Origin of the sequence: Spiroplasma endosymbiont of Clivina fossor, from assembly GCF_964031115.1 — a bacterium.
Taxonomy (GTDB): Bacteria; Bacillota_I; Bacilli_A; order Mycoplasmatales; family Nriv7; genus Nriv7.
In genome coordinates this window covers 303,048-327,994 of sequence record NZ_OZ035006.1, presented here as the reverse complement: position 1 = coordinate 327,994, position 24,947 = coordinate 303,048, and the positions used below count along the sequence as shown (strand labels likewise).

At 25.6% G+C, this 24,947-nt stretch carries 40 protein-coding genes; 11 read left to right on the top strand and 29 right to left on the bottom strand.

Annotation, left to right across the window (positions count from 1 at the left end):
* Window positions 1-47: 47 nt before the first annotated feature.
* Window positions 48-338 carry a hypothetical protein gene (locus AAHM82_RS02190; RefSeq protein ID WP_342264404.1) on the top strand — a complete coding sequence of 97 codons (291 nt, stop codon included), beginning with the start codon at window positions 48-50 and terminating at the stop codon, window positions 336-338.
* Here the strand turns inward: AAHM82_RS02190 and AAHM82_RS02185 are convergent, their stop codons facing one another.
* On the bottom strand, window positions 339-1,559 hold the full coding sequence (locus AAHM82_RS02185) for an IS256 family transposase (RefSeq protein WP_342263365.1): 1,221 nt from the start codon (window positions 1,557-1,559) through the stop codon (window positions 339-341).
* 33 nt (window positions 1,560-1,592) lie between these two features.
* Here AAHM82_RS02185 and AAHM82_RS02180 point away from each other — a divergent pair, with 33 nt between their 5' ends.
* Window positions 1,593-2,033 carry a hypothetical protein gene (locus AAHM82_RS02180; RefSeq protein WP_342264403.1) on the top strand — a complete coding sequence of 147 codons (441 nt, stop codon included), beginning with the start codon at window positions 1,593-1,595 and terminating at the stop codon, window positions 2,031-2,033.
* Between the two features lie 72 nt (window positions 2,034-2,105).
* On the opposite strand, the gene AAHM82_RS12750 is transcribed toward AAHM82_RS02180, so the two are convergent.
* The 11 genes from AAHM82_RS12750 to AAHM82_RS02130 form a co-directional block, all read right to left on the bottom strand.
* Complete coding sequence (locus tag AAHM82_RS12750) at window positions 2,106-2,258, bottom strand: hypothetical protein (RefSeq protein WP_425289048.1); 153 nt, start codon at window positions 2,256-2,258, stop codon at window positions 2,106-2,108.
* Window positions 2,255-2,695: a transposase family protein gene (locus AAHM82_RS02175; RefSeq protein ID WP_342263396.1), complete on the bottom strand. Its 441-nt coding sequence runs from the start codon at window positions 2,693-2,695 to the stop codon at window positions 2,255-2,257. The genes AAHM82_RS12750 and AAHM82_RS02175 overlap by 4 nt, the downstream gene beginning before the upstream one ends.
* A 228-nt stretch (window positions 2,696-2,923) precedes the next feature.
* Window positions 2,924-3,145, bottom strand: a complete 222-nt coding sequence (locus tag AAHM82_RS02170) for a hypothetical protein (RefSeq protein WP_342264402.1) — start codon at window positions 3,143-3,145, stop codon at window positions 2,924-2,926.
* Between the two features lie 32 nt (window positions 3,146-3,177).
* On the bottom strand, window positions 3,178-3,456 hold the full coding sequence (locus AAHM82_RS02165; protein WP_342263780.1) for a transposase: 279 nt from the start codon (window positions 3,454-3,456) through the stop codon (window positions 3,178-3,180).
* Window positions 3,457-3,655: 199 nt separating this feature from the next.
* Window positions 3,656-3,925, bottom strand: a complete 270-nt coding sequence (locus tag AAHM82_RS02160) for a hypothetical protein (protein ID WP_342264401.1) — start codon at window positions 3,923-3,925, stop codon at window positions 3,656-3,658.
* A gap of 2 nt (window positions 3,926-3,927) precedes the next feature.
* A complete protein-coding gene (locus AAHM82_RS02155; protein ID WP_342262615.1) occupies window positions 3,928-4,248 on the bottom strand; it encodes a hypothetical protein in 321 nt (106 codons plus the stop codon).
* Between the two features lie 322 nt (window positions 4,249-4,570).
* On the bottom strand, window positions 4,571-4,897 hold the full coding sequence (locus AAHM82_RS02150; RefSeq protein ID WP_342264400.1) for a hypothetical protein: 327 nt from the start codon (window positions 4,895-4,897) through the stop codon (window positions 4,571-4,573).
* On the bottom strand, window positions 4,833-5,189 hold the full coding sequence (locus AAHM82_RS02145) for a hypothetical protein (protein WP_342264399.1): 357 nt from the start codon (window positions 5,187-5,189) through the stop codon (window positions 4,833-4,835). The genes AAHM82_RS02150 and AAHM82_RS02145 overlap by 65 nt, the downstream gene beginning before the upstream one ends.
* Before the next feature lie 134 nt (window positions 5,190-5,323).
* On the bottom strand, window positions 5,324-5,557 hold the full coding sequence (locus AAHM82_RS02140) for a hypothetical protein (RefSeq protein ID WP_342264398.1): 234 nt from the start codon (window positions 5,555-5,557) through the stop codon (window positions 5,324-5,326).
* 24 nt (window positions 5,558-5,581) lie between these two features.
* Window positions 5,582-5,806, bottom strand: a complete 225-nt coding sequence (locus AAHM82_RS02135; protein ID WP_342264397.1) for a hypothetical protein — start codon at window positions 5,804-5,806, stop codon at window positions 5,582-5,584.
* Window positions 5,772-5,915: a hypothetical protein gene (locus tag AAHM82_RS02130; protein WP_342264396.1), complete on the bottom strand. Its 144-nt coding sequence runs from the start codon at window positions 5,913-5,915 to the stop codon at window positions 5,772-5,774. Before AAHM82_RS02130 ends, AAHM82_RS02135 begins: the two co-directional genes overlap by 35 nt.
* Before the next feature lie 226 nt (window positions 5,916-6,141).
* Between AAHM82_RS02130 and AAHM82_RS12745 the strand changes: the two genes are divergently transcribed.
* The 4 genes from AAHM82_RS12745 (at window position 6,142) to AAHM82_RS02115 (ending at window position 8,117) form a co-directional block, all read left to right on the top strand.
* Window positions 6,142-6,582, top strand: coding sequence for a transposase family protein (locus AAHM82_RS12745; RefSeq protein ID WP_342263396.1), 441 nt, complete (start codon window positions 6,142-6,144; stop codon window positions 6,580-6,582).
* On the top strand, window positions 6,579-6,971 hold the full coding sequence (locus AAHM82_RS12740; RefSeq protein WP_342264845.1) for a transposase family protein: 393 nt from the start codon (window positions 6,579-6,581) through the stop codon (window positions 6,969-6,971). Before AAHM82_RS12745 ends, AAHM82_RS12740 begins: the two co-directional genes overlap by 4 nt.
* A gap of 328 nt (window positions 6,972-7,299) precedes the next feature.
* Window positions 7,300-7,692 (top strand): transposase family protein, encoded by a 393-nt coding sequence (locus AAHM82_RS02120; protein WP_342263426.1) that lies wholly within the window; start codon window positions 7,300-7,302, stop codon window positions 7,690-7,692.
* 2 nt (window positions 7,693-7,694) lie between these two features.
* Entirely contained in the window at window positions 7,695-8,117 is a 423-nt protein-coding gene (locus AAHM82_RS02115; protein WP_342264897.1) for a transposase family protein, read from the top strand.
* 6 nt (window positions 8,118-8,123) lie between these two features.
* Here the strand turns inward: AAHM82_RS02115 and AAHM82_RS02110 are convergent, their stop codons facing one another.
* On the bottom strand, window positions 8,124-8,981 hold the full coding sequence (locus AAHM82_RS02110) for an IS1/IS1595 family N-terminal zinc-binding domain-containing protein (RefSeq protein WP_342264395.1): 858 nt from the start codon (window positions 8,979-8,981) through the stop codon (window positions 8,124-8,126).
* Complete coding sequence (locus AAHM82_RS02105; protein ID WP_215826808.1) at window positions 8,944-9,093, bottom strand: hypothetical protein; 150 nt, start codon at window positions 9,091-9,093, stop codon at window positions 8,944-8,946. The genes AAHM82_RS02110 and AAHM82_RS02105 overlap by 38 nt, the downstream gene beginning before the upstream one ends.
* 677 nt (window positions 9,094-9,770) lie before the next feature.
* Here AAHM82_RS02105 and AAHM82_RS02100 point away from each other — a divergent pair.
* The gene (locus tag AAHM82_RS02100; RefSeq protein WP_425289047.1) at window positions 9,771-10,979 is read left to right on the top strand and encodes an IS256 family transposase; all 1,209 of its coding nucleotides are present in this window, start codon (window positions 9,771-9,773) and stop codon (window positions 10,977-10,979) included.
* Between the two features lie 171 nt (window positions 10,980-11,150).
* Here AAHM82_RS02100 and AAHM82_RS02095 read toward each other — a convergent pair whose 3' ends face one another.
* Window positions 11,151-12,818 (bottom strand): hypothetical protein, encoded by a 1,668-nt coding sequence (locus tag AAHM82_RS02095; RefSeq protein WP_342264394.1) that lies wholly within the window; start codon window positions 12,816-12,818, stop codon window positions 11,151-11,153.
* Window positions 12,819-12,912: 94 nt separating this feature from the next.
* A protein-coding gene (locus tag AAHM82_RS02090; protein ID WP_342264393.1) for an IS3 family transposase occupies window positions 12,913-14,030 on the bottom strand; the annotation gives its coding sequence in 2 pieces (ribosomal slippage) (window positions 12,913-13,781 and window positions 13,781-14,030; 1,119 coding nt in all).
* 84 nt (window positions 14,031-14,114) lie between these two features.
* Here AAHM82_RS02090 and AAHM82_RS02085 point away from each other — a divergent pair.
* Together AAHM82_RS02085 and AAHM82_RS02080 are read left to right on the top strand one after the other, a co-directional pair.
* Complete coding sequence (locus tag AAHM82_RS02085; protein WP_342264392.1) at window positions 14,115-14,435, top strand: hypothetical protein; 321 nt, start codon at window positions 14,115-14,117, stop codon at window positions 14,433-14,435.
* Between the two features lie 95 nt (window positions 14,436-14,530).
* On the top strand, window positions 14,531-14,869 hold the full coding sequence (locus AAHM82_RS02080) for a hypothetical protein (protein WP_342264391.1): 339 nt from the start codon (window positions 14,531-14,533) through the stop codon (window positions 14,867-14,869).
* Window positions 14,870-15,169: 300 nt separating this feature from the next.
* Here AAHM82_RS02080 and AAHM82_RS02075 read toward each other — a convergent pair whose 3' ends face one another.
* The gene (locus AAHM82_RS02075; protein ID WP_342264390.1) at window positions 15,170-16,129 is read right to left on the bottom strand and encodes an IS1/IS1595 family N-terminal zinc-binding domain-containing protein; all 960 of its coding nucleotides are present in this window, start codon (window positions 16,127-16,129) and stop codon (window positions 15,170-15,172) included.
* A gap of 58 nt (window positions 16,130-16,187) precedes the next feature.
* Here AAHM82_RS02075 and AAHM82_RS12735 point away from each other — a divergent pair, with 58 nt between their 5' ends.
* Together AAHM82_RS12735 and AAHM82_RS02070 are read left to right on the top strand one after the other, a co-directional pair.
* A complete protein-coding gene (locus AAHM82_RS12735; RefSeq protein ID WP_425289046.1) occupies window positions 16,188-16,382 on the top strand; it encodes an integrase core domain-containing protein in 195 nt (64 codons plus the stop codon).
* Window positions 16,383-16,880: 498 nt separating this feature from the next.
* Complete coding sequence (locus AAHM82_RS02070; RefSeq protein ID WP_342264389.1) at window positions 16,881-17,522, top strand: hypothetical protein; 642 nt, start codon at window positions 16,881-16,883, stop codon at window positions 17,520-17,522.
* A 100-nt stretch (window positions 17,523-17,622) separates the two neighbouring features.
* Here the strand turns inward: AAHM82_RS02070 and AAHM82_RS02065 are convergent, their stop codons facing one another.
* The 12 genes from AAHM82_RS02065 to AAHM82_RS02010 form a co-directional block, all read right to left on the bottom strand.
* Window positions 17,623-18,705 carry an integrase core domain-containing protein gene (locus AAHM82_RS02065; protein ID WP_342264388.1) on the bottom strand — a complete coding sequence of 361 codons (1,083 nt, stop codon included), beginning with the start codon at window positions 18,703-18,705 and terminating at the stop codon, window positions 17,623-17,625.
* Window positions 18,706-18,780: 75 nt separating this feature from the next.
* On the bottom strand, window positions 18,781-19,176 hold the full coding sequence (locus AAHM82_RS02060) for a hypothetical protein (RefSeq protein WP_342264387.1): 396 nt from the start codon (window positions 19,174-19,176) through the stop codon (window positions 18,781-18,783).
* Between the two features lie 56 nt (window positions 19,177-19,232).
* Window positions 19,233-21,080 carry a hypothetical protein gene (locus AAHM82_RS02055; protein WP_342264386.1) on the bottom strand — a complete coding sequence of 616 codons (1,848 nt, stop codon included), beginning with the start codon at window positions 21,078-21,080 and terminating at the stop codon, window positions 19,233-19,235.
* Window positions 21,073-21,270 (bottom strand): hypothetical protein, encoded by a 198-nt coding sequence (locus tag AAHM82_RS02050; RefSeq protein WP_342264385.1) that lies wholly within the window; start codon window positions 21,268-21,270, stop codon window positions 21,073-21,075. The genes AAHM82_RS02055 and AAHM82_RS02050 overlap by 8 nt, the downstream gene beginning before the upstream one ends.
* Window positions 21,271-21,459: 189 nt before the next feature.
* Window positions 21,460-21,705: a hypothetical protein gene (locus AAHM82_RS02045; RefSeq protein ID WP_338967003.1), complete on the bottom strand. Its 246-nt coding sequence runs from the start codon at window positions 21,703-21,705 to the stop codon at window positions 21,460-21,462.
* Window positions 21,706-21,714: 9 nt separating this feature from the next.
* Entirely contained in the window at window positions 21,715-22,041 is a 327-nt protein-coding gene (locus AAHM82_RS02040) for a hypothetical protein (protein ID WP_342264384.1), read from the bottom strand.
* 13 nt (window positions 22,042-22,054) lie between these two features.
* Window positions 22,055-23,038 carry a hypothetical protein gene (locus AAHM82_RS02035; protein WP_342264383.1) on the bottom strand — a complete coding sequence of 328 codons (984 nt, stop codon included), beginning with the start codon at window positions 23,036-23,038 and terminating at the stop codon, window positions 22,055-22,057.
* 37 nt (window positions 23,039-23,075) lie between these two features.
* Window positions 23,076-23,312 (bottom strand): hypothetical protein, encoded by a 237-nt coding sequence (locus AAHM82_RS02030; protein ID WP_342264382.1) that lies wholly within the window; start codon window positions 23,310-23,312, stop codon window positions 23,076-23,078.
* Between the two features lie 15 nt (window positions 23,313-23,327).
* Complete coding sequence (locus AAHM82_RS02025; protein ID WP_342264381.1) at window positions 23,328-23,522, bottom strand: hypothetical protein; 195 nt, start codon at window positions 23,520-23,522, stop codon at window positions 23,328-23,330.
* Window positions 23,523-23,722: 200 nt separating this feature from the next.
* Window positions 23,723-23,935, bottom strand: a complete 213-nt coding sequence (locus AAHM82_RS02020; RefSeq protein WP_215825617.1) for a hypothetical protein — start codon at window positions 23,933-23,935, stop codon at window positions 23,723-23,725.
* Window positions 23,936-23,966: 31 nt separating this feature from the next.
* On the bottom strand, window positions 23,967-24,143 hold the full coding sequence (locus AAHM82_RS02015; protein WP_339023814.1) for a hypothetical protein: 177 nt from the start codon (window positions 24,141-24,143) through the stop codon (window positions 23,967-23,969).
* Between the two features lie 162 nt (window positions 24,144-24,305).
* A complete protein-coding gene (locus tag AAHM82_RS02010) occupies window positions 24,306-24,635 on the bottom strand; it encodes a hypothetical protein (RefSeq protein ID WP_215826203.1) in 330 nt (109 codons plus the stop codon).
* Between the last annotated feature and the right edge of the window lie 312 nt (window positions 24,636-24,947).

Genomic DNA, 24,947 nt, shown 5'->3' with positions numbered 1-24,947 from the left:
ATCATTTTATTTATTGAAGTCATTTAAATTATGAACAATGAAATTTATTGATTCAAATTTCATTGCTGGGGCAATCTAGTAAAACAATTTCTCGTTTTATTAAAACTACATTAAAAACTGCTTGATATAATCGTCAAAAATTAATGAAATCAAAACAATTAGAAAATACCCAATTAAAATTTAAAAAATTATCTGGTAAAATCCAAATCGATGAAACATTTATTAAAGAAATCCATAAAGGAAATTTCAAATATAAAACTGATCCACGAAGAATTCACCTTGACCCATTCGCAACTAATACTAAATGGGACTGTACAATTAACTGTGTCTCTAAGTAATTAACTTAAATTCACTCTGTCCTCAAATTTTATCATTAAATGTGAAATTGCACTACCCCAATTTTGAATTGGCATCGTTCATTTCTTAACCATATTTTGAAATGCTAAATAAAATATTTTAAAAACTGATGCGTCATTAGGAAAAATCTTTTTATTCTTAATGACTTTTCTTAATTGACTATTAACAGATTCAATCGCATTAGTTGTGTAAATAATTCTTCTAAATTCCTGAGGATATTCAAGAAAAATTATTAAATTATTTCAGTTATTTTTTCATGATTTAGTAATTTGTGGATACTTTTTATTTCATTTTTCTGAAAAATGATCTAAAGCAATTAACGCTATTTCTTCATTAATTGCTGTATAAATTGATTTTAAATCATTAGCTACAAGTTTGCGATCTTTGTAAGGAACAAATTTTAAACTATTGCGAATTTGATGAACAATGCATAATTGATGCTGTGTTTTTGGGAAAACAGCTTCTATTGCATCAGACATCCCAGTTAAATTATCACTACAAGCAACAAGAATATCTTGTAACCCACGATTTTTCATTTCCGTAAGATTATTAAGTCAAAATTTGGCTCCCTCATTCTCACTAATTCACATTCCTAAAATATCTTTTAAACCATCTAAATTAATTCCTAAGGCAAGATAAACTGCTTTATTTATTATTCGTTTATCTTGCTTTACTTTAACAACAATACAATCAAAATAAACAATCGGATAAATCTTCTCTAAAGGTTTAGTTTGTCACATTTTAACTTCTTCAATAACATCATCAGTTATTTGACTAATTAAACTTTCTGAAATTTCTGCTCCGTGATAGAATTCTTGCAATTGTGCTTTGATATCAGAAATTGTCATTCCTCTTGCATATAAAGAAATTACTTTTTGATCAAAGTTATCAAATCTTCTTTGTCTTTTTGGAATAATTACTGGTTCAAAAGTACTATTTCGATCTCTTGGTACATCAATTGCGATTGAACCATTTTTAGTAATAATGGTTTTTTGTGTGTTGCCATTTCTTTTATTATGATTCTCATCAGTTTCAAGATAATCTTTAATTTCCGTATTTAACATTCGTTCAGTTAATTTTTTGGTAAATTCCTGAAAAATAGTATTGCCTTTAAATAAATCTTGTGGATTATCAATATTTTCTAAAAAATAATCAACAACTTTATCAATTGCGTCAGGTTCTTTTTTTATTTTTTTTGTCATTTTCTGTTCTCCTTCTTTTAAGTATAATTCAGAATGAATTATCGAGACACAGAATTTTGGACAGGCTCTACTAAATGCTGTATTCAAATGGCAATTGATAATAATAACAATATTTATGTTAAATCCACAAACACCAAACGTTTACAAAAACAATGAGTTATTGAAAATATGAACAAAGAATTAATTAACGAAAATTCAATTATTACTTCTGATATGCAAAAATTATATTTTTTAGTAGCAAAACAAACAAATTCTACTTTATGTGTAACTAAAACAACAATTAATCCTGAAGCTAGTTATCGTAACTTAAATAAAATCAGTAAATTACAATCTAATCTTAAAGAAGCCTTAATTCATTATCATGGTTTAGGTTTTACTAATATTCAAAATTATTTAAATCTCTGAAAATGAAAATACCAACATAAGGGTTTAACTCCAAACCAACAAACAGCGGTATTATATTTTAATGTATAAAAAAGTTAAAGTAAAAATAGTAATTTTACATAAAAGCCTTTTAAAATTATCAAGTTGATGATTTTTTTTATTTTATCAAGAGTTTTCGACAAAATTAAAAGTTGTTTCTGGTAAAAATTTAATTTTTGAATCTTTTAAAATTTTAAAGTCATGGTTTTTACCATAAGAAAAATCAGAACTAATAATTTTTTTACTATCTTTTTCAATTATAACTTGTGTTTTTATTGTGTGTTTTTTCTTTTTTCCTGAGTAGTGCTGTTTTTGTCTTTTTTTGGGCGTTGGATTTGGCTTTCAGTTACATCAATTATAACAGTCTTATCTTTGAAATAATCTTTTAATAGTGATTTTTGACCAGTAAGTTGTTGAAAATTAGGGTGTTTTATTAAAGTGTCTTCAATTCATTTGATATTTCTATAACAACTACTTTCACTAATATCATAACTTTTTGCAATATGAAAATAAGTTCTATATTCTCTTCAATATTCTAAAGTCATTAAAATACGATTTTCTAATGATAATTTATTGGTTCTTCCGCGACGAAATCTCTTTTTTAATTCTTCTATTTTTAAAATTTCTAGCATTTTATTAAAAGTAGTATGTTTAATACCAGTTAATCTTAAAAAATTTTTATCACTTATTTGATTATTTTTTTTAAATTTCATTTAAATTCCACCTTTTTATTAAAAACAACAATTCAATTATATTTTAAATTAATTTTGCAAGAAGTCTAATGTCATTTAGTACCAACTTGAACATATGTTAAATCACTAACAACAACTTCATTGGGTTTTTGGTCATTAAATTAACGATTTAAAACATTATTAATTTGGTCATTATTAACTGTTTTTTCATGATTACGATATTTTAATTTGGTGTATTTAGAAACCAAATTATTTTTGATCATAATGAATCGGATTTTTCGTCGTGATAAGATCATATTTTTTCTTATTTAAAACAGCTTTAATTTTACGAGCACCATAAATCTTACGACTTTTATTAAATGCACTGATAACTTCTTGTTCATAATTATTAATATCAAACTTAGTGCATTTATTAGCTTGATAATAATATGTTGATTTTAGTAAACCTAAAATCTTACATATTTTCCTCACTGAATATTTAGTTTTGTTGTTATTAATTATTGTTATTTTTTGCCGATTATCAGTGCTGCTTGCTTTAAAATGTCATTTTCCATTCGTAATTGTTGGTTTTCTTTTCGCAAGTAAATTAATTCATTTTCTTCGACAGTGCGATTATCTTTTGCTTTAAATGACCCAGAATTATTATAATTTTTAACTCAACTATAAATAGTTGGTTTTGGTAAATTATATTCTTTCCCTAAATTAATAACACTTTTGCCATTTTTGTATAGCATTACAATTTGTTTTTTAAATTCTTCAGAGTATGAGGTTTTATTTCCCATTTTTATATTCCTTCTTTCTTAATAATTTTGAAGTCTATATAATTATGGTCCAATTTATTGTAGCCTATCCAATTTGTGTATATCATTCATCATTAACATTAATTTTATTTAATAAATTAGAATTTAACATAATTAACTATTAAGTTCCTTTCTTTAATTATTTTTAATTTGTCATTCTCTATTTTTAATTCTTGTTTTTTTAGTTCATGTTTCATTTTTTTAACCTACCTTTAATCACAATAAATAAGGCAATAAGTACACAAGTAACGCCAATAATAGTGAAGATTGGATGTTGAGAAAATGTTCGTGCCATTGGTTTAAATAATTCTAAAATTGTTAAATTGCTAGTAATAAACTTTTGGAAATTCGCGAGGCCTTCGCTAATATAGTTTGTTAAAGTTTCAAAATGACTACCAGCTAATAATCCAAGAACAGTTATTAAGATAAAAATAATAATTAGTTTAAACATTGTTAGTTACCTTGTTTTGTTTTTTTATTTCTTTGTTTTCAATTAATTTTATTTGGATTTATTGGTTGTATTTGTTTTTTAACTTTTCCTCACGCACTTAAGCGACCACTATTTTTAACGGCATATCGGCGTTGTTTTTCTAAATTAACTTGTTGACTGCTAAAACCGAGAATAATTGCCATAAGAAATTCTACAGCCAGCGTTAAGAATAAAGGAAATATTAGTTGAATATTTGTTCCCGGTACTTCAAGACTTCAAATTAAATCAAAAACTTTATAAAGCATTTGAGCGAGAAAGTCCGCCATTTTTGCAAGATTTTCCATTTTTTATTGTTCCTTTCATAGAGTAAAATAATGTTATGGTTGATTGCGTTTTTAGTAGCGACAACATTAGAAAGGAGGTGAAATATGATAAATAGTCCAACCGCCGAAGAAACCCTTATTTAAAATTTTTAGAAGGTGCTCGAACTCTTGTATATAATATATTTGAGTTTTTATTTGATTTTACACCAATGGCAATTTTTTTTCTGAATTATGATTGTTATTGAAATTACACTGATAATGAAACAAAAATATTAAATAAAACTTAATTTAATTTAATTAATGTCTAAATAATAATTGTCGCTACTAAAAACAGGGTTAACCGTTATTTTTCTTTCATTTTTCTTAAAAATTTGCTAAATTTATCCATTTTTAAGTATTCTAAGTCCTCTAAATCAATTGCGGTGTCAGTATAGTATTTGTCTTCATAGTCAGGATTTACTTTTGAATTTAAATAATCTCTTAAAAACGCTAAGTAAAAAGAATTGTAAGTGTTAAGTATGGGTAGAGGAATTTTTAGTTTAAAAAAATAAATATCAAGTTCAGAAATATCACGATATTTAATGCGACGACCTTTTTTACTATTTTTAGCATCAATTAAGGTGTTTCGTCAGCGTTCATATTCTTCGATGCTTGTAAAGAAAGGTGCCATAGATGACTTTTAAGTAAGGACGAAAAATATTAACTGGTTTTTTACGAATTCCCACAATCACATTATTGGCAATGTCACGAACTTTAACTCAAATATGTTTATCTCTTTGACCGCTAGCCAGCACAATATGACCGAAATGGCGTGCCAGAGCGAAATATTCTTGAATACCGGTTTCTTCGTTTTTAGTATTATTTTTTTCTCAATCAGTTCCTTCTAAAAATAAGTTGGTTTCATCTCACAAAAGTAAGGTTTTGTCTGGCAATACCGGATAATCAAAGTCTAATAATCCCATATGTCCTAAACTTAATTTTTGGGTTTCTAGTAATGGAAAAGTTGATGCGATATGATATTTCTTCTTTTTTAGTAATTTTGATGCGTATACTAGAAAGGCAGTTTTTCCAGTTCCTAATGAACCAATAACAATATTTAATGGTGAGAGTTTTTTAAGAAATTAATAACTTTGTTAATTTGTGTTAAATTGCTGATTTTGAAAAGGAAAACCAAAATACAACCTACTAAAAATAAATAGCTCACAATGTTTTTTAAATAACCGTTGTAAATGTATCAAATTGCTCCTCAATGTCATAAAATTAAAAATGAGGTGCGATTTAATTCAATAAAATGGTTATTTTTTTCTATTATTCATTTGCAAAATTTCATCTTGCACCTCACTTTATTTTTTTGTTAGCGTGCCGCTCCAAGTAATTTTTCAAACATTTTAAAGCAAATAAAGAATATTGCCAAAATAAATGGAAAAATGAATATTCAGTAGTCAGCAAAGAAGTTACCGACTTGTGGCATATTAACAGCAATAATTTCTCACATTTTAGTAAAAGCCGTTATAATTGCATTTCATAATTTAGTCATCGCATCACTAGCTGTTATTTTTTCTACTGTTGCAGGGTGCATCGGCCAAGAAAGTTTCAATCATATAATCATCCCCTTTCTTTTTAAAACATTCATCATTTATATTCAAAGTTTTTCTTAAATTTGTTAAAACCACGATTAACCTTAACACGATTATATTTTTTCCTAATTAATTTTGAATTTCTTTGGGAATGCATCACAATGTAACTTCTTGACATTAATTTTTTCCCTATCTAAATACTGATATGGTTTTTCAAAGGAGCATTAGAATAAATCACACCATAATCGCTGTTAAGAATCAAAAAGCAATAGACTTCTTGCAAAATTAATTTAAAATATAATTGAATTGTTGTTTTTAATAAAAAGGTGGAATTTAAATGAAATTTAAAAAAAATAATCAAATAAGTGATAAAAATTTTTTAAGATTAACTGGTATTAAACATACTACTTTTAATAAAATGCTAGAAATTTTAAAAATAGAAGAATTAAAAAAGAGATTTCGTCGCGGAAGAACCAATAAATTATCATTAGAAAATCGTATTTTAATGACTTTAGAATATTGAAGAGAATATAGAACTTATTTTCATATTGCAAAAAGTTATGATATTAGTGAAAGTAGTTGTTATAGAAATATCAAATGAATTGAAGACACTTTAATAAAACACCCTAATTTTCAACAACTTACTGGTCAAAAATCACTATTAAAAGATTATTTCAAAGATAAGACTGTTATAATTGATGTAACTGAAAGCCAAATCCAACGCCCAAAAAAAGACAAAAACAGCACTACTCAGGAAAAAAGAAAAAACACACAATAAAAACACAAGTTATAATTGAAAAAGATAGTAAAAAAATTATTAGTTCTGATTTTTCTTATGGTAAAAACCATGACTTTAAAATTTTAAAAGATTCAAAAATTAAATTTTTACCAGAAACAACTGTTTTAGTGGATTTAGGTTATCAAGGCATACAAAAAATTAATCATAATGTTTTAATTCCTAAAAGAAAATCAAAGAAAAACCCTTTAAATAAAGAAGAAAAGCAAAATAATGAGCGAATTTCAAAAATGAGAATTGTTATTGAAAATGTTTTTGCTATACTTAAAAAATTTAAAATTATTAGTGAAAAATATCGAAATCGTAGAAAAAGATTTGCTTTAAGATTTAATTTAATAGCTTCAATTTATAATTTACAACTATTAGTTTAAATATATTTGATAATTTAAAATTTCAGTCTTTTTTTATTGTAAATAATAATTTTTATTATGTTTTAATGACAAAATATTTGTAAAAATAATCTAAAAATTATTTTAATAACACTTTTATATTTATTTTAAATTTAAAAATTATAATTATCATATTAATTTTGCAAGAAGTCTAATGTTTGCTATTAAAAGTCAAAGTGTTTCTTGAGTTAAATCAATTTCTTTGCCACCACTAATATGAGCCGGAATAGTTGTAATTTGAATAGACTTGGTACATAACCTTTAATTTTATCTACTATTTTGATAATATTATTTCCTAGGTGAAGTACAAATGTTAGATAAATACAAAGACGAAAACGAATTTTATAGTTTAATAGGCATAAAATATAAAACTTTCATGAAAATGGTAGAAATTTTAAAAGAAGGTGAAGCTAAACAAAAACAAATTGGTGGTAGACCAAATAAATTATCAATAGAGCAAAGATTACTTATGACTTTAGAATACTGAAAAGAATATAGTACATATCGTATTATTGCAAAAAAATATAATATTAGTCATGTTAGTTGTATTCGTAATATCTTTTGAGTTGAAAATACTCTAATAAAAAATAGTCACTTTCATATACCTGGCAAAAAGATATTATTAGAAAATAAGGGTACTACTAATAATTTATTAGCAATTGATGCTACAGAAATTCCAATTGAAAGAATTAAAAAAAACTAAAATTATTATTTTCTGGTAAGAAAAGGCAACATTCATTAAAATCGCAAATAATTATTGATTTATTTAACAATAAAATTATTTCAGTAGATTTTTGTTATGGCAGTACTCATGATTATAAGTTATTTTTAAAATCAAATACACTTATAAATCCAAAATTAGAATTAATTGCCGATTCAGGATATCAAGGTTTGCAAAATGTTCATAAAAATACATTATTGCCAATTAAAAAGAGTAAAAATAATCCTTTAAATCCAGATAAAAAGGAATATAATAGCTTTTTAAATAAAGTTAGAATTGTCATTGAACATGTTTTTGCTAGATTAAAAAGATTTAAAATACTAGTTTATCGTTATCGCAATAAGATTAGAAGATTTGGATTACGATTTAACTTAATTTCAGGAATATATAATTTTGAATTAAGCTAGTTATAGTTATGTACCAAGTCTATTAAAATATAATACCGCTGTTTGTTGGTTTGGAGTTAAACCCTTATGTTGGTATTTTCATTTTCAGAGATTTAAATAATTTTGAATATTAGTAAAACCTAAACCATGATAATGAATTAAGGCTTCTTTAAGACTAGATTGTAATTTACTGATTTTATTTAAGTTACGATAACTAGCTTCAGGATTAATTGTTGTTTTAGTTACACATAAAGTAGAATTTGTTTGTTTTGCTACTAAAAAATATAATTTTTGCATATCAGAAGTAATAATTGAATTTTCGTTAATTAATTCTTTGTTCATATTTTCAATAACTCATTGTTTTTGTAAACGTTTGGTGTTTGTGGATTTAACATAAATATTGTTATTATTATCAATTGCCATTTGAATACAGCATTTAGTATTAGTTGTGAATGGGTCAAGGTGAATTCTTCGTGGATCAGTTTTATATTTGAAATTTCCTTTATGGATTTCTTTAATAAATGTTTCATCGATTTGGATTTTACCAGATAATTTTTTAAATTTTAATTGGGTATTTTCTAATTGTTTTGATTTCATTAATTTTTGACGATTATATCAAGCAGTTTTTAATGTAGTTTTAATAAAACGAGAAATTGTTTTACTAGATTGCCCCAGCAATGAAATTTGAATCAATAAATTTCATTGTTCATAATTTAAATGACTTCAATAAATAAAATGATTACGAAAAACGTCAAAACTTGCACGGCAATTTTTACATAAATATTTTTGTTTTCCTTCTGAATTATGTCCATTTTTAACGCAATGGTAAGATTCACATTTAGGGCATTTAAATACCTTGCGCTCTAAATTTTTGATCAATTTCATTTAACCGTTTTTGTTTTTTTATTAATTCTGCTTGTTGTTTGACTTTTTCATAAAATTCTAAAAATTGATCATCTGTTAAAGTATTTACTAGTTCTTGAATTATTTTTTCCATAATTATTATCCACCTCTATCATATTAAAATATACCTAAAATTAAGTATATTCAATAAATGTTATTAGAAGTATTCGTAAACAACATAATAGATCTTTAATTTTTAATACAAAAAGTGAAATTAATTTAAGTAAAGAAATTAAAAGTTTTATTGATAATATTTATTTATTTTTTGAAGATGCAGACCTTGATGAACTATTTGAAATAGTCCATTATGATCAATGCTGAAAGGAAACATTTCAAAAAAGTGAAAAAAATATTAACGGCGATAAAATGGATGTTAGAGATTATATTAATTTTTATAAAAAAGAATATAAGATTGCAATAGATCATTTTTCTGAGTTGTATTTGTAGATTTATATTTAGAAACATTAAAATAAGTGGTAATATATTAATAATTAATAATTGTGAATTAAGTTTAAGGAGGGAAATTAAAATGAAAAGAAAAACAATTAGTTACAGTGATGAAATGATTAAAAGTGGTGTAAAGTTAAATAAGAAAGATAAGTTTATGAAAGCAATTTCTAAATTATTGGTTAAAAATTAAAATAATTAAATATGTTTACGCGGGGTTGGATTTTTAAAAATTTGGGGCCTGTCCAAAATTCTGTGTCTCGATAATTCATTCTGAATTATACTTAAACGAAGGAGAACAGAAAATGACAAAAAATAAAAAAAATAAAAAAAGAACCTAACGCAATTGATAAAGTTGTTGATTATTTTTTAGAAAATATTGATAATCCACAAGATTTATTTAAAGGCAATACTATTTTTCAGGAATTTACCAAAAAATTAACTGAACGAATGTTAAATACGGAAATTAAAGATTATCTTGAAACTGATGAGAATCATAATAAAAGAAATGGCAACACACAAAAAACCATTATTACTAAAAATGGTTCAATCGCAATTGATGTACCAAGAGATCGAAATAGTACTTTTGAACCAGTAATTATTCCGAAAAGACAAAGAAGATTTGATAACTTTGATCAAAAAGTAATTTCTTTATATGCAAGAGGAATGACAATTTCTGATATCAAAGCACAATTGCAAGAATTCTATCACGGAGCAGAAATTTCAGAAAGTTTAATTAGTCAAATAACTGATGATGTTATTGAAGAAGTTAAAATGTGACAAACTAAACCTTTAGAGAAGATTTATCCGATTGTTTATTTTGATTGTATTGTTGTTAAAGTAAAGCAAGATAAACGAATAATAAATAAAGCAGTTTATCTTGCCTTAGGAATTAATTTAGATGGTTTAAAAGATATTTTAGGAATGTGAATTAGTGAGAATGAGGGAGCCAAATTTTGACTTAATAATCTTACGGAAATGAAAAATCGTGGGTTACAAGATATTCTTGTTGCTTGTAGTGATAATTTAACTGGGATGTCTGATGCAATAGAAGCTGTTTTCCCAAAAACACAGCATCAATTATGCATTGTTCATCAAATTCGCAATAGTTTAAAATTTGTTCCTTACAAAGATCGCAAACTTGTAGCTAATGATTTAAAATCAATTTATACAGCAATTAATGAAGAAATAGCGTTAATTGCTTTAGATCATTTTTCAGAAAAATGAAATAAAAAGTATCCACAAATTACTAAATCATGAAAAAATAACTGAAATAATTTAATAATTTTTCTTGAATATCCTCAGGAATTTAGAAGAATTATTTACACAACTAATGCGATTGAATCTGTTAATAGTCAATTAAGAAAAGTCATTAAGAATAAAAAGATTTTTCCTAATGACGCATCAGTTTTTAAAATATTTTATTTAGCATTTCAAAATATGGTTAAGAAATGAACGATGCCAATTCAAAATTGGGGTAGTGCAATTTCACATTTAATGATAAAATTTGAAGACAGAGTGAATTTAAGTTAATTACTTAGAGACACAGTTAATTGTACAGTTCCTTAATTTTTTGGTTTTGCCAATGGGTAGTAAAGATAATAAATGAAAAACATCCTTTTACTTAAAAATGTTATAATCATGATATAGTTGATTGACAGTGTCAAAACAGCAAAAAACACCATATCATTTGGTGTTTTTCTTTTATAAATTATTTTGTTTACCTCTAATAAATTGTCTTACAGCATATAACGCATAAAAGTCTGCATCATAAGGATCAAGATACATTTTTGGATCAGGAACATTAGTGCGTTTTTCATCATATCGTAATTCTTCGTAGCATTTGGCAGTAAAAGGATTATTTTGTAAATTTATATGACAATTACCAAATCCAAACAAATTACGCATTCAAATAACGCGGTCTGTTAAACCGGCTTCTTTGGTTAATGGTGTTGCGTGCTTAATGGCTGTGTTGGCACGAATGTTAAAACTATAATCTTCGATTAATTTTGTTTTAATTCATTCCATAGCGGTTTTTGCTTTATCATCGTAATTAAAAATAACATCAGCAAAATTATAAAAATTTGCTCTTAAAGTCATTATTTCTTCTACAAGATGACTAATTTTTTCATTTTCAGAAAAATTATCTTCGGGGGTTACAACAATTTCACATATTAAATATGGATCGTAAAGTTCAGTTTTTTTATATTCTTGAAATCCCCAAAATTTTAGCACAGTATGATCGATTGGCCCAGTTGCTCAATCAATCCCGATACTATAAAAATCAAATTTATACATATCAATAGTGGCAACATAAAAATCTTTTAAATCGTATTTTTGTGTATATTTTAAATGTTTTCGAAACGGAAAGATAGTACTATCACTGTCTGAGTACTCAAAACCATATTTTACAATAGCATATTCATCGGGGTTATCTTTTTTAAGTTGGTTTACTTTTTTTCTTGAAATTTCTGGCAATTTATTTCAAGTAGAGTCTAATGTTAGTCTTAAAACAAAAATTCCTAAACCTTCAAATTCTTTTTCATTTTCGTATCAAACTTTACCAGTTTCTTTTAATAAATTCATTATCTTGTCGTTTAATGGTAAAAATGGCGTACAGTATTTTTCATAAAATGGGTGATATTTATCATAGGGGTTGCAAGTGAACGCGACAAAAAAACTTTTTCATAAGTAACGAGTTTCTTGTTGCCCTGTCATTTTATCAACAAAGGTTCAAGAAAGTTCTTTTATGGGTTTGTCAGAAACTTTAATCCGATTGCTACGAAACATTGACATTTGTAAACGCTCATATCTATAAATTAGTTGTTTATCAGTCAAAGTTTCTTTTTCTTCTGCCATAATTATTTCGTCAGTTCGTGAACACAAAAAACTAGAACCTTTTACAGTTGTTCCAAAAATTCTATTACCGTTGGCATAACCAATAAAAGTTATTCGTTGATTGGAAGGAAAAATTATTTCTCCGCCTTCTTTATTCAATTTTCAAACTATCCCAGTCACCTTAGAGTGTTCGGGTCCAATTTGAACGCCATACTTTTCTTCTAAATATTGACATAAATTATATAAATCAGCAATTGTTGTTTCAGGGTGTGTATTTTCATAGCGTCGTACTTCTTGAGCGGATGTATCTGTAAAGTTACAACAAATTCATAAATCTCAAGTTAAACAGTTTCAAGTTTTAAAAGTCATTCTAGCAGTAGGTACAAATCGATAAAAACACCTAGTTGTAAAATATTCTGCTCAATCGTCGCCAACTAGTTCCTTAAAGATTTCTCAAGTAAAACCAAAGTTATTGTCACTAAAATTTAAGTCATATTTTTTATTTAATTGTGAGTAATTAATTATTTTTTTCATTATACTAATTATTATCTATGGATATTAACTGTTTTATGTGTTTGATATAGAAAAAAATAAAAAAGTGGAATGGTAACCCTTTTTAGGACACTTTTTATGTAGACTGGTATTTTCTAAATTCAACGGGAGTTAAATAATTTAAACTGCCATGAATTCGAATATTGTTATATCAATTAACAAAATCAAATAGTTCGCATTTTAATTGTGTTAAGTTTGCAAATTTTTTACCGTTAATAAATTCAGTTTTAAAGGTTTTGTAAGTTGCTTCAGCAACAGCATTATCATACGGGCATCCTTTGGTACTTAATGATCTTTGAATTTTAAAGGTTATTAAAATTTCATCAATGATTTTATTTTTGAATTCATTACCACGATCAGTATGAAATAAAGTTATTTTATTTAATGGTCGTGTTATCTTGTGAAAAGCTTGTTGAACTAGTTCAGCAGTTTTATTTGGTCCAGCACTATAGCCAATTACTTCGCGATTAAACAAGTCAATTAATAAACAAATATAATGTCATTTAGTACCAACTTGAACATATGTTAAATCACTAACAACAACTTCATTGGGTTTTTGGTCATTAAATTGACGATTTAAAACATTATTAATTTGGTCATTATTAACTGTTTTTTCATGATTACGATATTTTAATTTGGTGTATTTAGAAACCAAATTATTTTTGATCATAATGAATCGGATTTTTCGTCGTGATAAGATGATATTTTTTCTTATTAAAACAGCTTTAATTTTACGAGCACCATAAATCTTACGACTTTTATTAAATGCACTGATAACTTCTTGTTCATAATTATTAATATCAAACTTAGTGCATTTATTAGTTTGATAATAATATGTTGATTTTAGTAAACCTAAAATCTTACATATTTTCCTCACTGAATATTTAGTTTTGTTGTTATTAATTATTGTTATTTTTTGCCGATTATCAGTGCTGCTTGCTTTAAAATGTCATTTTCCATTCGTAATTGTTGGTTTTCTTTTCGCAAGTAAATTAATTCATTTTCTTCGACAGTGCGATTATCTTTTGCTTTAAATGACCCAGAATTATTATAATTTTTAACTCAACTATAAATAGTTGGTTTTGGTAAATTATATTCTTTCCCTAAATTAATAACACTTTTGCCATTTTTGTATAGCATTACAATTTGTTTTTTAAATTCTTCAGAGTATGAGTATGAGGTTTTATTTCCCATTTTTATATTCCTTCTTTCTTAATAATTTTGAAGTCTATATAATTATGGTCCAATTTATTGTAGCCTATCCAAAGGAAATAGAAAATGAAGTATATTGTGCCTAAAAATGATTTAGCAGATTTAAAAGCTAAATTACAATCTTGAATGACTACGATTTATCATGAGAAATATTATCATAAAGCAAAAAAATGAGTAAGTAAATATCTCAATTTATGTACCAACTTATATATGAATAATACAGATAACATATCTGTAAATAAATTGATTAAAAAATATTTTCGTGGTAGTAAAATGACATTTTATATTTGAGCTAAAAAATTATTAATGGTTATTATCAAGGCAACTTTTATGAATTACAGTTTAAATCAACAACACCAAAAAATATTAAATATCAATTTTCATTAGAAACCAGAAAACAAATTTGTGATTATTACTTTGATTACAAATTTGTAGGTGCGGGCGGTGTATTATCGCTTTATCATAATATTCATCAAAAAAATGTGTATGATATCGATACAAATAATGTCCCCAAATCAATTAATACTTTTTATCGTTGAATTAAACAAGACAAACGCTATGGAGAAATAAAAACGCAAATGAAAAAAGCAAAACGCCATTTTAAGCGTTATGAAGTTTCAGATATTGGACTACTGCAAATGGATGCTAAAGTGTTTACTGATAAAAATTTTCCTATTGCTAAGTATAGATTATATGTTTATGATTTCATTGACGAAAAAACAAGAATTGCTTTTGGATATGTGTATGATAGTTTAGGAACCAACAATGCCATTAATGCCATGCAAAGAGCAATGAAAGATTTTTTAGTGAACTTGGCATAACAATTAAACGCATTCGCACTGATAATGCTCCGGAATTCACTACTACTAATTGAAGTAATAAAAAAGCATACAAAGTAAAAGAAAGGCCTTTTACAACCTTTCTTTCAAAAAATGGAATTATCCATGAAACCACACCAATCCGTTCTCCTCAGAGCAACGGAAAGATTGAACGGTTTCACCGTAATTATACTAGTTTATTTCTTTAATTTTGTCGAAAACTCTTGATAAAATAAAAAAAATCATCAACTTGATAATTTTAAAAGGCTTTTATGTAAAATTACTATTTTTACTTTAACTTTTTTATACATTAAAATATAATACCGCTGTTTGTTGGTTTGGAGTTAAACCCTTATGTTGGTATTTTCATTTTCAGAGATTTAAATAATTTTGAATATTAGTAAAACCTAAACCATGATAATGAATTAAGGCTTCTTTAAGACTAGATTGTAATTTACTGATTTTATTTAAGTTACGATAACTAGCTTCAGGATTAGTTGTTGTTTTAGTTACACATAAAGTAGAATTTGTTTGTTTTGCTACTAAAAAATATAATTTTTGCATATCAGAAGTAATAATTGAATTTTCGTTAATTAATTCTTTGTTCATATTTTCAATAACTCATTGTTTTTGTAAACGTTTGGTGTTTGTGGATTTAACATAAATATTGTTATTATTATCAATTGCCATTTGAATACAACATTTAGTATTAGTTGCGAATGGGTCAAGGTGAATTCTTCGTGGATCAGTTTTATATTTGAAATTTCCTTTATGGATTTCTTTAATAAATGTTTCATCGATTTGGATTTTACCAGATAATTTTTTAAATTTTAATTGGGTATTTTCTAATTGTTTTGATTTCATTAATTTTTGACGATTATATCAAGCAGTTTTTAATGTAGTTTTAATAAAACGAGAAATTGTTTTACTAGATTGCCCCAGCAATGAAATTTGAATCAATAAATTTCATTGTTCATAATTTAAATGACTTCAATAAATAAAATGATTACGAAAAGCGTCAAAACTTGCACGGCAATTTTTACATAAATATTTTTGTTTTCCTTCTGAATTATGTCCATTTTTAACGCAATGGTAAGATTCACATTTAGGGCATTTAATACCTTGCGCTCTAAATTTTTGATCAATTTCATTTAAACGTTTTTGTTTTTTTATTAATTCTGCTTGTTGTTTGACTTTTTCATAAAATTCTAAAAATTGATCATCTGTTAAAGTATTTACTAGTTCTTGAATTATTTTTTCCATAATTATTATCCACCTCTATCATATTAAAAATATACCTAAAATTAAGTATATTCAATAAATATCAAGAGTTTTCGACAAAATTAAAAGTTTATTTTGGTTTAAAAAATGTGGTTTTGAAATAAAATTTGATGTTAAACAATTACAAATTCATTTAAATGAGTGGTACGCATTTTATAATTTCAAGCGAAAACATAAAAGCTTGAATTACAAAACTCCATTTGAAACTTTAAATAAATTTATTATTGCAAAATAATTATTTAAAAAACATAGAAACTCGTGAAAAATTTTTTAATTTGGTTAATTTTTAATTAAATATTTTTTATTGTGAATAAAATTAATTTTTTTTTTTTAATTTTAATAATACAAAATATGGTATGATGAAATCAATTAAGAGAAGCATAGTCTAATAACTGTGTGTGATTTACAAAAAATTAGCAATCTTGTAATATACCACAGACTTATGACAAACACAAGAGGTTTTTTAAAAAAGGTTGTAATATACCACAGACTTATGACAAACACAAGAGGTTTTTTAAAAAAGGTTGTAATATACCACAGACTTATGACAAGTACAAGAGGGTTTTTTAAAAAAGGGATAATAAATTATAAAATAATACAGAAAATTTTTAAAAATAGTTTATAATGAAATTCTAAAGTAAGTAGATTCCAGACTAAGATTTTTTTGGAGAAAGGTAAAGGTGTTATAAATTTTATTAATTAGTAAAAATTCACGAAAGGAATTTGATTAACTATGAAAAAATTACTAGGAATTATAGGAACAATAACAATAGCTGGAAGTGGAATGACGGGTATTGTTGGCAATGCCCCAAGAAAAATAGAACAATCTTTTATGAAACGAGAAAAACGAGCAACAAGTCCTTATTTAGTAGAAGCTAATAATGATATAATAGTAAAATATGATTATTATTATGGTAGAACTGGAGACGCTAGTTGAAGTTATACTTTAAGGTTTAATGATAAGAAAACATTAAATATAGTAGATTTTACTAAATATGCTTCTGATTGAAATTCATTTATAGAAAAATATCCTTACATTATAATTAACACTTATGGAGAAGAAAATTCACCAGAAACTTTTGGTAATGTAGGGAAAGATAAATTTGGAGATATTAAAATTAATTTAAATAATGTTGATATAAATCATAACAATAGTAGTGATAAAGCATATTGAAGAACTTTAGTTAAAGCAAATCAATATTGATTTGCTTCATATGATGTTGATTGTGATATTGAAATAGGATTATGAATTGAAAATAATAAAGAATTAAAATTAAATATTTATGTTTATAGTTATCTTTATAGTGCTGGAGCCACTGATAGACACTTAACAACTGTTTTAGGAATAAATTTTGCTAAAATTGTAAATAATTAAAATTAAAAAAATCTTTTAATTCTAGAAATATTTAATTTAATAGCGATTGTAACAATAAGTTAAATATTTTATAAAAAATAATTATTCAAACTTCTAGAAACTACTTTGTTAAAAATTTTTGCAATGTTTGAAAAGGCGTTTTACTGTTTAAAGATGAATGATGGCGTTCAAAATTATAAAAGTAATAATATTTGTTTAAATAATGTTGAAGTTCGTTTTGATTTAATTTTTTATCCTTAGAATAAAATAATTTGGTATAATGTTGATGAAACCGCTCGATTTTACCGTTACTCTGTGGCGAACGAATCGGCGTGGTTTCGTGGACAATTCCGTTCCTCGAAAGAAAGGTTGTAAAAGGCCTTTCTTTTACTTTATATGCTTTTTTATTGCTTCAATTAGTAGTGGTAAATTCCGGAGCATTATCAGTACGAAGGCGTTTAATTGTTATGCCGAGCTCGCTAAAATCTTTCATTGCTCTTTGTGCGGCATTAATTGCGTTATTGGTTCCTAAACTATCATAAACATAACCAAATACTATGCGTGTCATTTCGTCAATGAAATCATAAATGTAATATTTTTTATCAACCGGAAAATTTGATGTGGTAATAATTTTGGCATCCATTTGTAAAAGACCAATCTCAGAAACTTCATAACGCTTAAAATGGCGTTTTGTTTGTTTGATTTGCTGTTTTAATTCTTTTCAACGAGGGTCGGATTTAATTCAACGATAAAAAGTTTTGATATTTTTCGGAACTTCTAAATTTTTAACATCGTGAAAACCGATTTTTAAATTGTTAAATAAAGACCACATTCCGCCAGCTTGAAGATTTTTGTAATCAAAATATAAATCACATACTTTTTTGCGATAATTTAAACTATATTGATAATTAAGATTTTGTGGTTTTGTAGTTTTAAACAATAACAAATCTAAATTGTCAGAATAATAAGCGGTCATAATTTTTTGTGCCCAACGATAAAAGGTTTTCGTTGCGTTCTTAAAATATTTTTTAATAAGTTTTGTTAAAGTAGTTTCTTCAATATAAAAATAAGTACATAAATTTAAATAGGCAGTAATGCGTTTTTTAGTTTTATAGTAATAAGGATTACGGCAATTGGCACTTAATCAACTTTGTGCTTTTGCTTTTAAATCTGCTAAGTCAGCTTGGGGAATAATATATTTCATTTTTAAACTCCTTAAATTAAGAAAATCGTATTTTTTGTAATACGATTTTCAAGAATGGTTATTAAATTACTAAAGTTAATAAGGCATTTCTGCTGAAAATGAAGTTATTAAATATTCACTAAAAGTTAAATCTTTATTTTTAGTAAATGTAATCTTAACATTAATGATTTTATCAATATAATATTCATTATGTTCAATACTAGTAAAATTTTTTTCATAAAAATCACGAACAGTTTTTACGATAGACCAATAAATATAATTACCAACAGGGCCCAAATCATTAGGTAATTGATTTTTAACAAAAGCAACATCTAATCATCCGTCTTTTAAATTATAAGTTGAAGGAGTAAAACTACTATTCAAAATTTCGACAAATTCTAAATCATATTTTTTTAAATCATTGCTATTTTTACTACACCCAGAAATAAACGTTATACATACTAAATTTAAAGCTGATAAAAATTTTCACATAAATAAAAATCCTCCTTTCAAAGGAATTATATTTTATATAAAAATATTAGAAACATTTAAGAAAACTTTTTTAATATCATTAACAAAATTGCTAATGGTACTACAAATTCAAATAACATCTGAAACGCTGGAATAACTTCAAATACCGGAAAGGCAGTTTTGGTAAAATTAATCGTTGTTTTAGCAATATCGGCAATGGGGCGAATTAAAAGATTAATCCCAGAAAGACCAAGTAATCAATTTAATACACTAACAGAAGCGTGTTGAATACCACAAGATATTGCACTAAATAAACCTCAATAAGAACAATTGGGTGTAGGAATTAAATCATCCATATTACCGCTTATGCCCCCACCAATAAAAGCCGTTGAATTCAAAATGTTAAAATCGTATAAAGAATAATGATATTGAGTACTTTCATTTTTCTTTTTATATAGTGGAAAAGTTAGCGTAAAAATATTAATTCCATACATCACATCAACTTTAGCGTTGTAAAAATGCAGTTTATTACTAGTAGCGTTTCATAGTTGGTTATCATACGCTTTTAATACATTAAAATCTATTTGATAAGAGCTTTTACCAGTATTAAAACCATTGGCAGTTTGTTTATCTTTAACAAAGAAATAAGAACGAAAAATCATATTCTTACTATTTTCTATTGTTGAACCAAAGTTAATTAAATACTGTTTGGGATAAAAAGTAATTAAGGAACGATAGAAAAAACCCATTTGTAAAACGTTTTTAGGAATTTGTTGCATTCCTTTGTAATCTAATTCTACATAAGTAGAGGCATCTGTATCAAAACTCGCATAAAAGAATTGTACAAAAAATTCACCTAAAACTTTATAAATTTTATTAAATAAACCATTAATAAAATCAACAGTTAAATGTTTTTGATAATGGAGCATAAAATCTTTAAAATCAGTCTTTAATTTGTCATCATAGCGTAAAAAATGGAAAGTATTACCATAATAATTGATTTGTCCAAAAAAGGTATTAATAAAATCTATTCCAAAACTTGTTTGTGACCCAAATTTTAAAATTGATTTACCATTTTCTAAAAACTCATTATAACCCACAATGCTACCATGCTCAGTTTTTATAGTAATAACATCACCAAAACTGGAAAAGGAAAGTTCCCTAAAAATAACTTTTTCCATCATATCAGGTTTAGGATATGAATTTTTGCGACTTAAATTAAATTTACTATTTTGTTTAAAACCATTTAATTTAATTGAAATTTCACTCATATATTTAAAATTATCGTCAAAGAAATTAAAAATTGGGACTCAATATAAATAACTATAATTAAATTTATCAAAATCTCGGCGTTGTATCATTAAATAATCAAGTTTATCTTGAAACTGATTATATTGATACTCACCATCATTTTTAGTTATGGTGGTCGGTAATGGTTGTTCGTTATCTTTTTCTGGTAAAGGAGGCATTTCGGCAGAAAATGAAGTTATTAAATATTCACTAAAAGTTAAATCTTTATTTTTAGTAAATGTAATCTTAACATTAATGATTTTATCAATATAATATTCATTATGTTCAATACTAGTAAAATTTTTTTCATAAAAATCACGAACAGTTTTTACGATAGACCAATAAATATAATTACCAACAGGGCCCAAATCATTAGGTAATTGATTTTTAACAAAAGCAACATCTAATCATCCGTCTTTTAAATTATAAGTTGAAGGAGTGAAACTACTATTCAAAATTTCAGAAAACTCAAAATTACAACTATTACCACATTGACTGGAATTTGTAGCTCGTTTTTCTCGTTTCATAAAAAATTGTTCCATATTAGGTTTTGGTGGTTGTTTTGTATCAAAAAAGGCACCCAAAGGAACTAAACCAATAAACATTACAATAAATCAAGAAATAATCTTATGCATCTCATCACGCCTTAAAACTATTTTTTATCGCTTTAAAAGCATCAGAAAATTTATAATGATTATGTTGTGGACATTCGCAATTAACAACTTGCATCTGATGCTTTCTAAAAACTTTATTAAAGTAATAACCCCTAATAATTAACTTAATACCAGTTATTAACAAATAAACGATTAATAATCAAAAATACACCTTAAGAACTACATTTTGAAAATCAAACAATATAAAATCTTTAAAAAACTCATCTGTGTTAGTTCGAATTTTTGTTAAAAATACTCAAATTATAACCATGACAGTATGAAATATAATAAAAAAATGCATAAAACCTAAAACGCTTTTAAATCATTTAATACTTAATATTTTCTTTAACTTCTTCATTTTTTAACTCCTTAAAATTAAATATATTGTTGATAAAATACAAATCGTTCCTAAAATTTGGAAAATCGGATGTTGGGAAAATAACCTTATCATTGGTTTAAACAAATCTAAAATTTTAATATTATTTGATAAAACTTTATTAAAATATTCTAAACCCTCACGCACATAGGCTCATAAACCTAAAAAGTCATTTAAAGCAAAAATAGAAAAAACAGCAACAAGAATAAATAATATTATTAATTTAAACATTTTCTAAACCTACCTTTTTATTCGCCGTCCATGTTGGTTAACTCACGGTCTATTTTTAGAGCTATTACCACTAAATTTCTTAATCGGACCACTAGATGATTTTTTCTTAGCTCCTCAATTAGCAACTGATTTTCGATATTTTTTACGAAAACCAACTTTTGGTCGTTCAATATGAATACCTAAAATGCCACCAATTACAAGATTTACCACAAGCATAATTAGCGGAAAAATAATAATACGAATATCTGTTCCCGGAATCGTTAAAGTTCAAATTAAATCAAAAACTTTATAAAACATATCGCCAATTAAACTAGCCATTTTTTCTAAGTTTTCCATTTTTTAAACTCCTTTACTTATTTTTCTTCTTTAGATTATTTTTTAACTTAGTAAGTATCTTGCTAAATTTCTCCATTTTTAAATATTCTAATGCTTCAATATCCATTACATTATCATTTCAAAATTTATGTTTATAATTATCATTCAAAGCACGATTACTTAATTCACGCAGGAAAGATAAATATTTATTATCATAAAGGTTTAAAATTGACATCGGAATTTTCAATTTAAAGAAATAAATGTCTAATTCCGGAATACTACGATACTTAATTTTGCGACCTTTTTTATCATTTTTAGCATTAATCAGAGTTAATCGTCATTGTTCGTATTCGCTTACCGATTTAAAAGTGCCATAAATAACTTGTAAATAGGGTCGAAAGATACTAACCGGTTTTTTTCTAATACCAACAATTATTGAATTCGCAATATCGCGAACCTTAACCCATATATGTTCGGCTCGTTGTCCGCTTGCTAATACGATATGGGTAAATTGGCGAGCCGAAGCGAAATATTCTTGTAAACCCTGGGTTACTCTATCATTTTCTTTATAATCAGTTCCTTCTAAAAATAAGTTAGTTTCATCTCATAACAGTAAATGTTTTTCATCTAAAATTGGATAATTATAATCTAAAAGTGACATATGCCCTAATGAAAGCATTTGTTTATCTGTAATCGGAAAAGTAGAAATCGTTTTTCAACCGCTTAATAAGTAAGAAGCTAAAACCATTAAAGCGGTTTTTCCAGTTCCTAAAGCACCAATTACTAAATTTAAAGGTGAATTTAATAAGAAATTAATAAAACTTCGACGAGCAAAGAAATGAGAAATTTTAGTATATAAAATATACAAAGCAATTAATAAGTAAATAATATCAAATAACATTCGTCAACTTTGGGGATTATAATAATGCAAAATCGCACCATAAAATCACGCAATAATAAATAAAGTGCGATTTAAAGCGACAAAATCATATAATCTTAAATTTGTTTTTTTAAACAATAGCATCACTTAAATCACACTCTCCTTATTTTTATTACTATCTGCCAGGCATTAATTTTTCAAACATTTTGAAAGCAATTAAAAATAAACCAATAATCACACCAAGCAAGAAAACTCAATATGTAGCAAAAAAATTAACGACATTTGGCATATTACCACCAATAATATCAGTTCAAATATTACCGAACGCTGTAATTAATGCTTTTCATAAGTTAGTAACCGCTTGTTCGCCAGTAATTTTTGCTGGTACTTCTGTTAAGAAAGTTCCAATCATATAATCACCCCCTTTCTAAACAAAATATGATTTAACCTTATAAAATAAAATAACCATAAATAAGATAATGAATACTAATACCATTCAAAAGGCAATATTCGCTATTAAAAGTCAAAGTAGTTCTTTGGTTAAATCAATTTCTTTACCAGAAACTCACGCCGGAATAATTTTAATTTGAATAAATAAATCTCAAAAATACAATTTTGTCATTTCTCAATCTAAATCTTTTCAAGCAACTAAGAACATAATAATTACCGCTTAAAAGGTCAAAAGAGTAGAAAAATAATTGCTGAGAAGAGCATTACAATTATTAAAATTGAAAACAAAAATACAACTTGGGGTGGCAAATCGGCAGCTGGATAAATTAATTCAATTAACTCAATAATTATTTTTTTAAACATTTTCTAAACCTACTTTTTAATTTCTTTTTCATCTTGTTCTAACAAATTTCGTTTAAACTTTGCAATAAATATTCGTTGTGAATAAGTAAAATCTTTTGGCAACTGTTTTGCTTCACTACCATATTTCTTTTTATCTTTAAAAAACCGATAAATATTAACCGCAATATAGTATGCTAGTAATAATGTTAAAATCGTAAAAAATACTAATCCAAATATACTCATCTTTCTCTTTTCTCCTTAATTTTCTAATCTTTTAATATGCAATATCAACACAAAGTCAATTATCACCGACTAAATCAGTTCTAACAGATTCAACTGCAGATTTAGACGCTCAAATTTTTTGTTCTAATCCAGTTTTTTTATTAATAGAATATATAAACTCTTGACAATAATCTTTGCCAGACTCATCCACATTAACTCACATTTTCATTTCTAAAACTCCTCAAAAAATTGCAATAACTTAGTTAAATAACTCAACTAACATAGATAATTAACGGACGGAGCATACGCTTTCCGCACCGTTTAAACACCATAAAAACTAACTAAAATATTTTTTTATTTACCCCTATTCTTAAAACACCGTAAAACATTTTTAAAATGAATTTTTAAAATAATCAAAACTTACAACCTTTTTATCATGTTCTTTTTCAGCAACAAAAAAACCTAACAACTCATGACCTAAAATCAAACTAGACTCTTGACCTTTATCATTAATAAAAACTAACCGATATTCACCATCTCTAATTATTCCTATACAAATAGAATTCTCATATTTTCCTTTATAAACAAATCGTTTCGAAAACCAAATACCAGTAGATTCATACAATCACGGAATTGCTGGTGCTTTAATAAGTACTGCATTTTGTGTTTCTTTTAAAAGATATTTTTCAGTATTTAAAAAAATATTTTCAATATTTCTCATATACATACCATCCTTACAATATTTAGTTATATTAAACTAAGTTATATTTAGCTTAGTTATCTAACTAAGTTAAATATTTATTTTTTTAAACATTTATGTTTAACAAAATTTGTTAGTAAACTTCGTTTACTAATTAACTTAGTTTATTACTATCAAGGCACAAAAAAATACAAGGCATAACTAAAAATAATAAATATTAATTTAACCTTATATTTCTTGTAATAAATAAATGAGCTCGTATTTATTTATTAGACTTCTTGCAAAATTAATTTAAAATATAATTGAATTGTTGTTTTTAATAAAAAGGTGGAA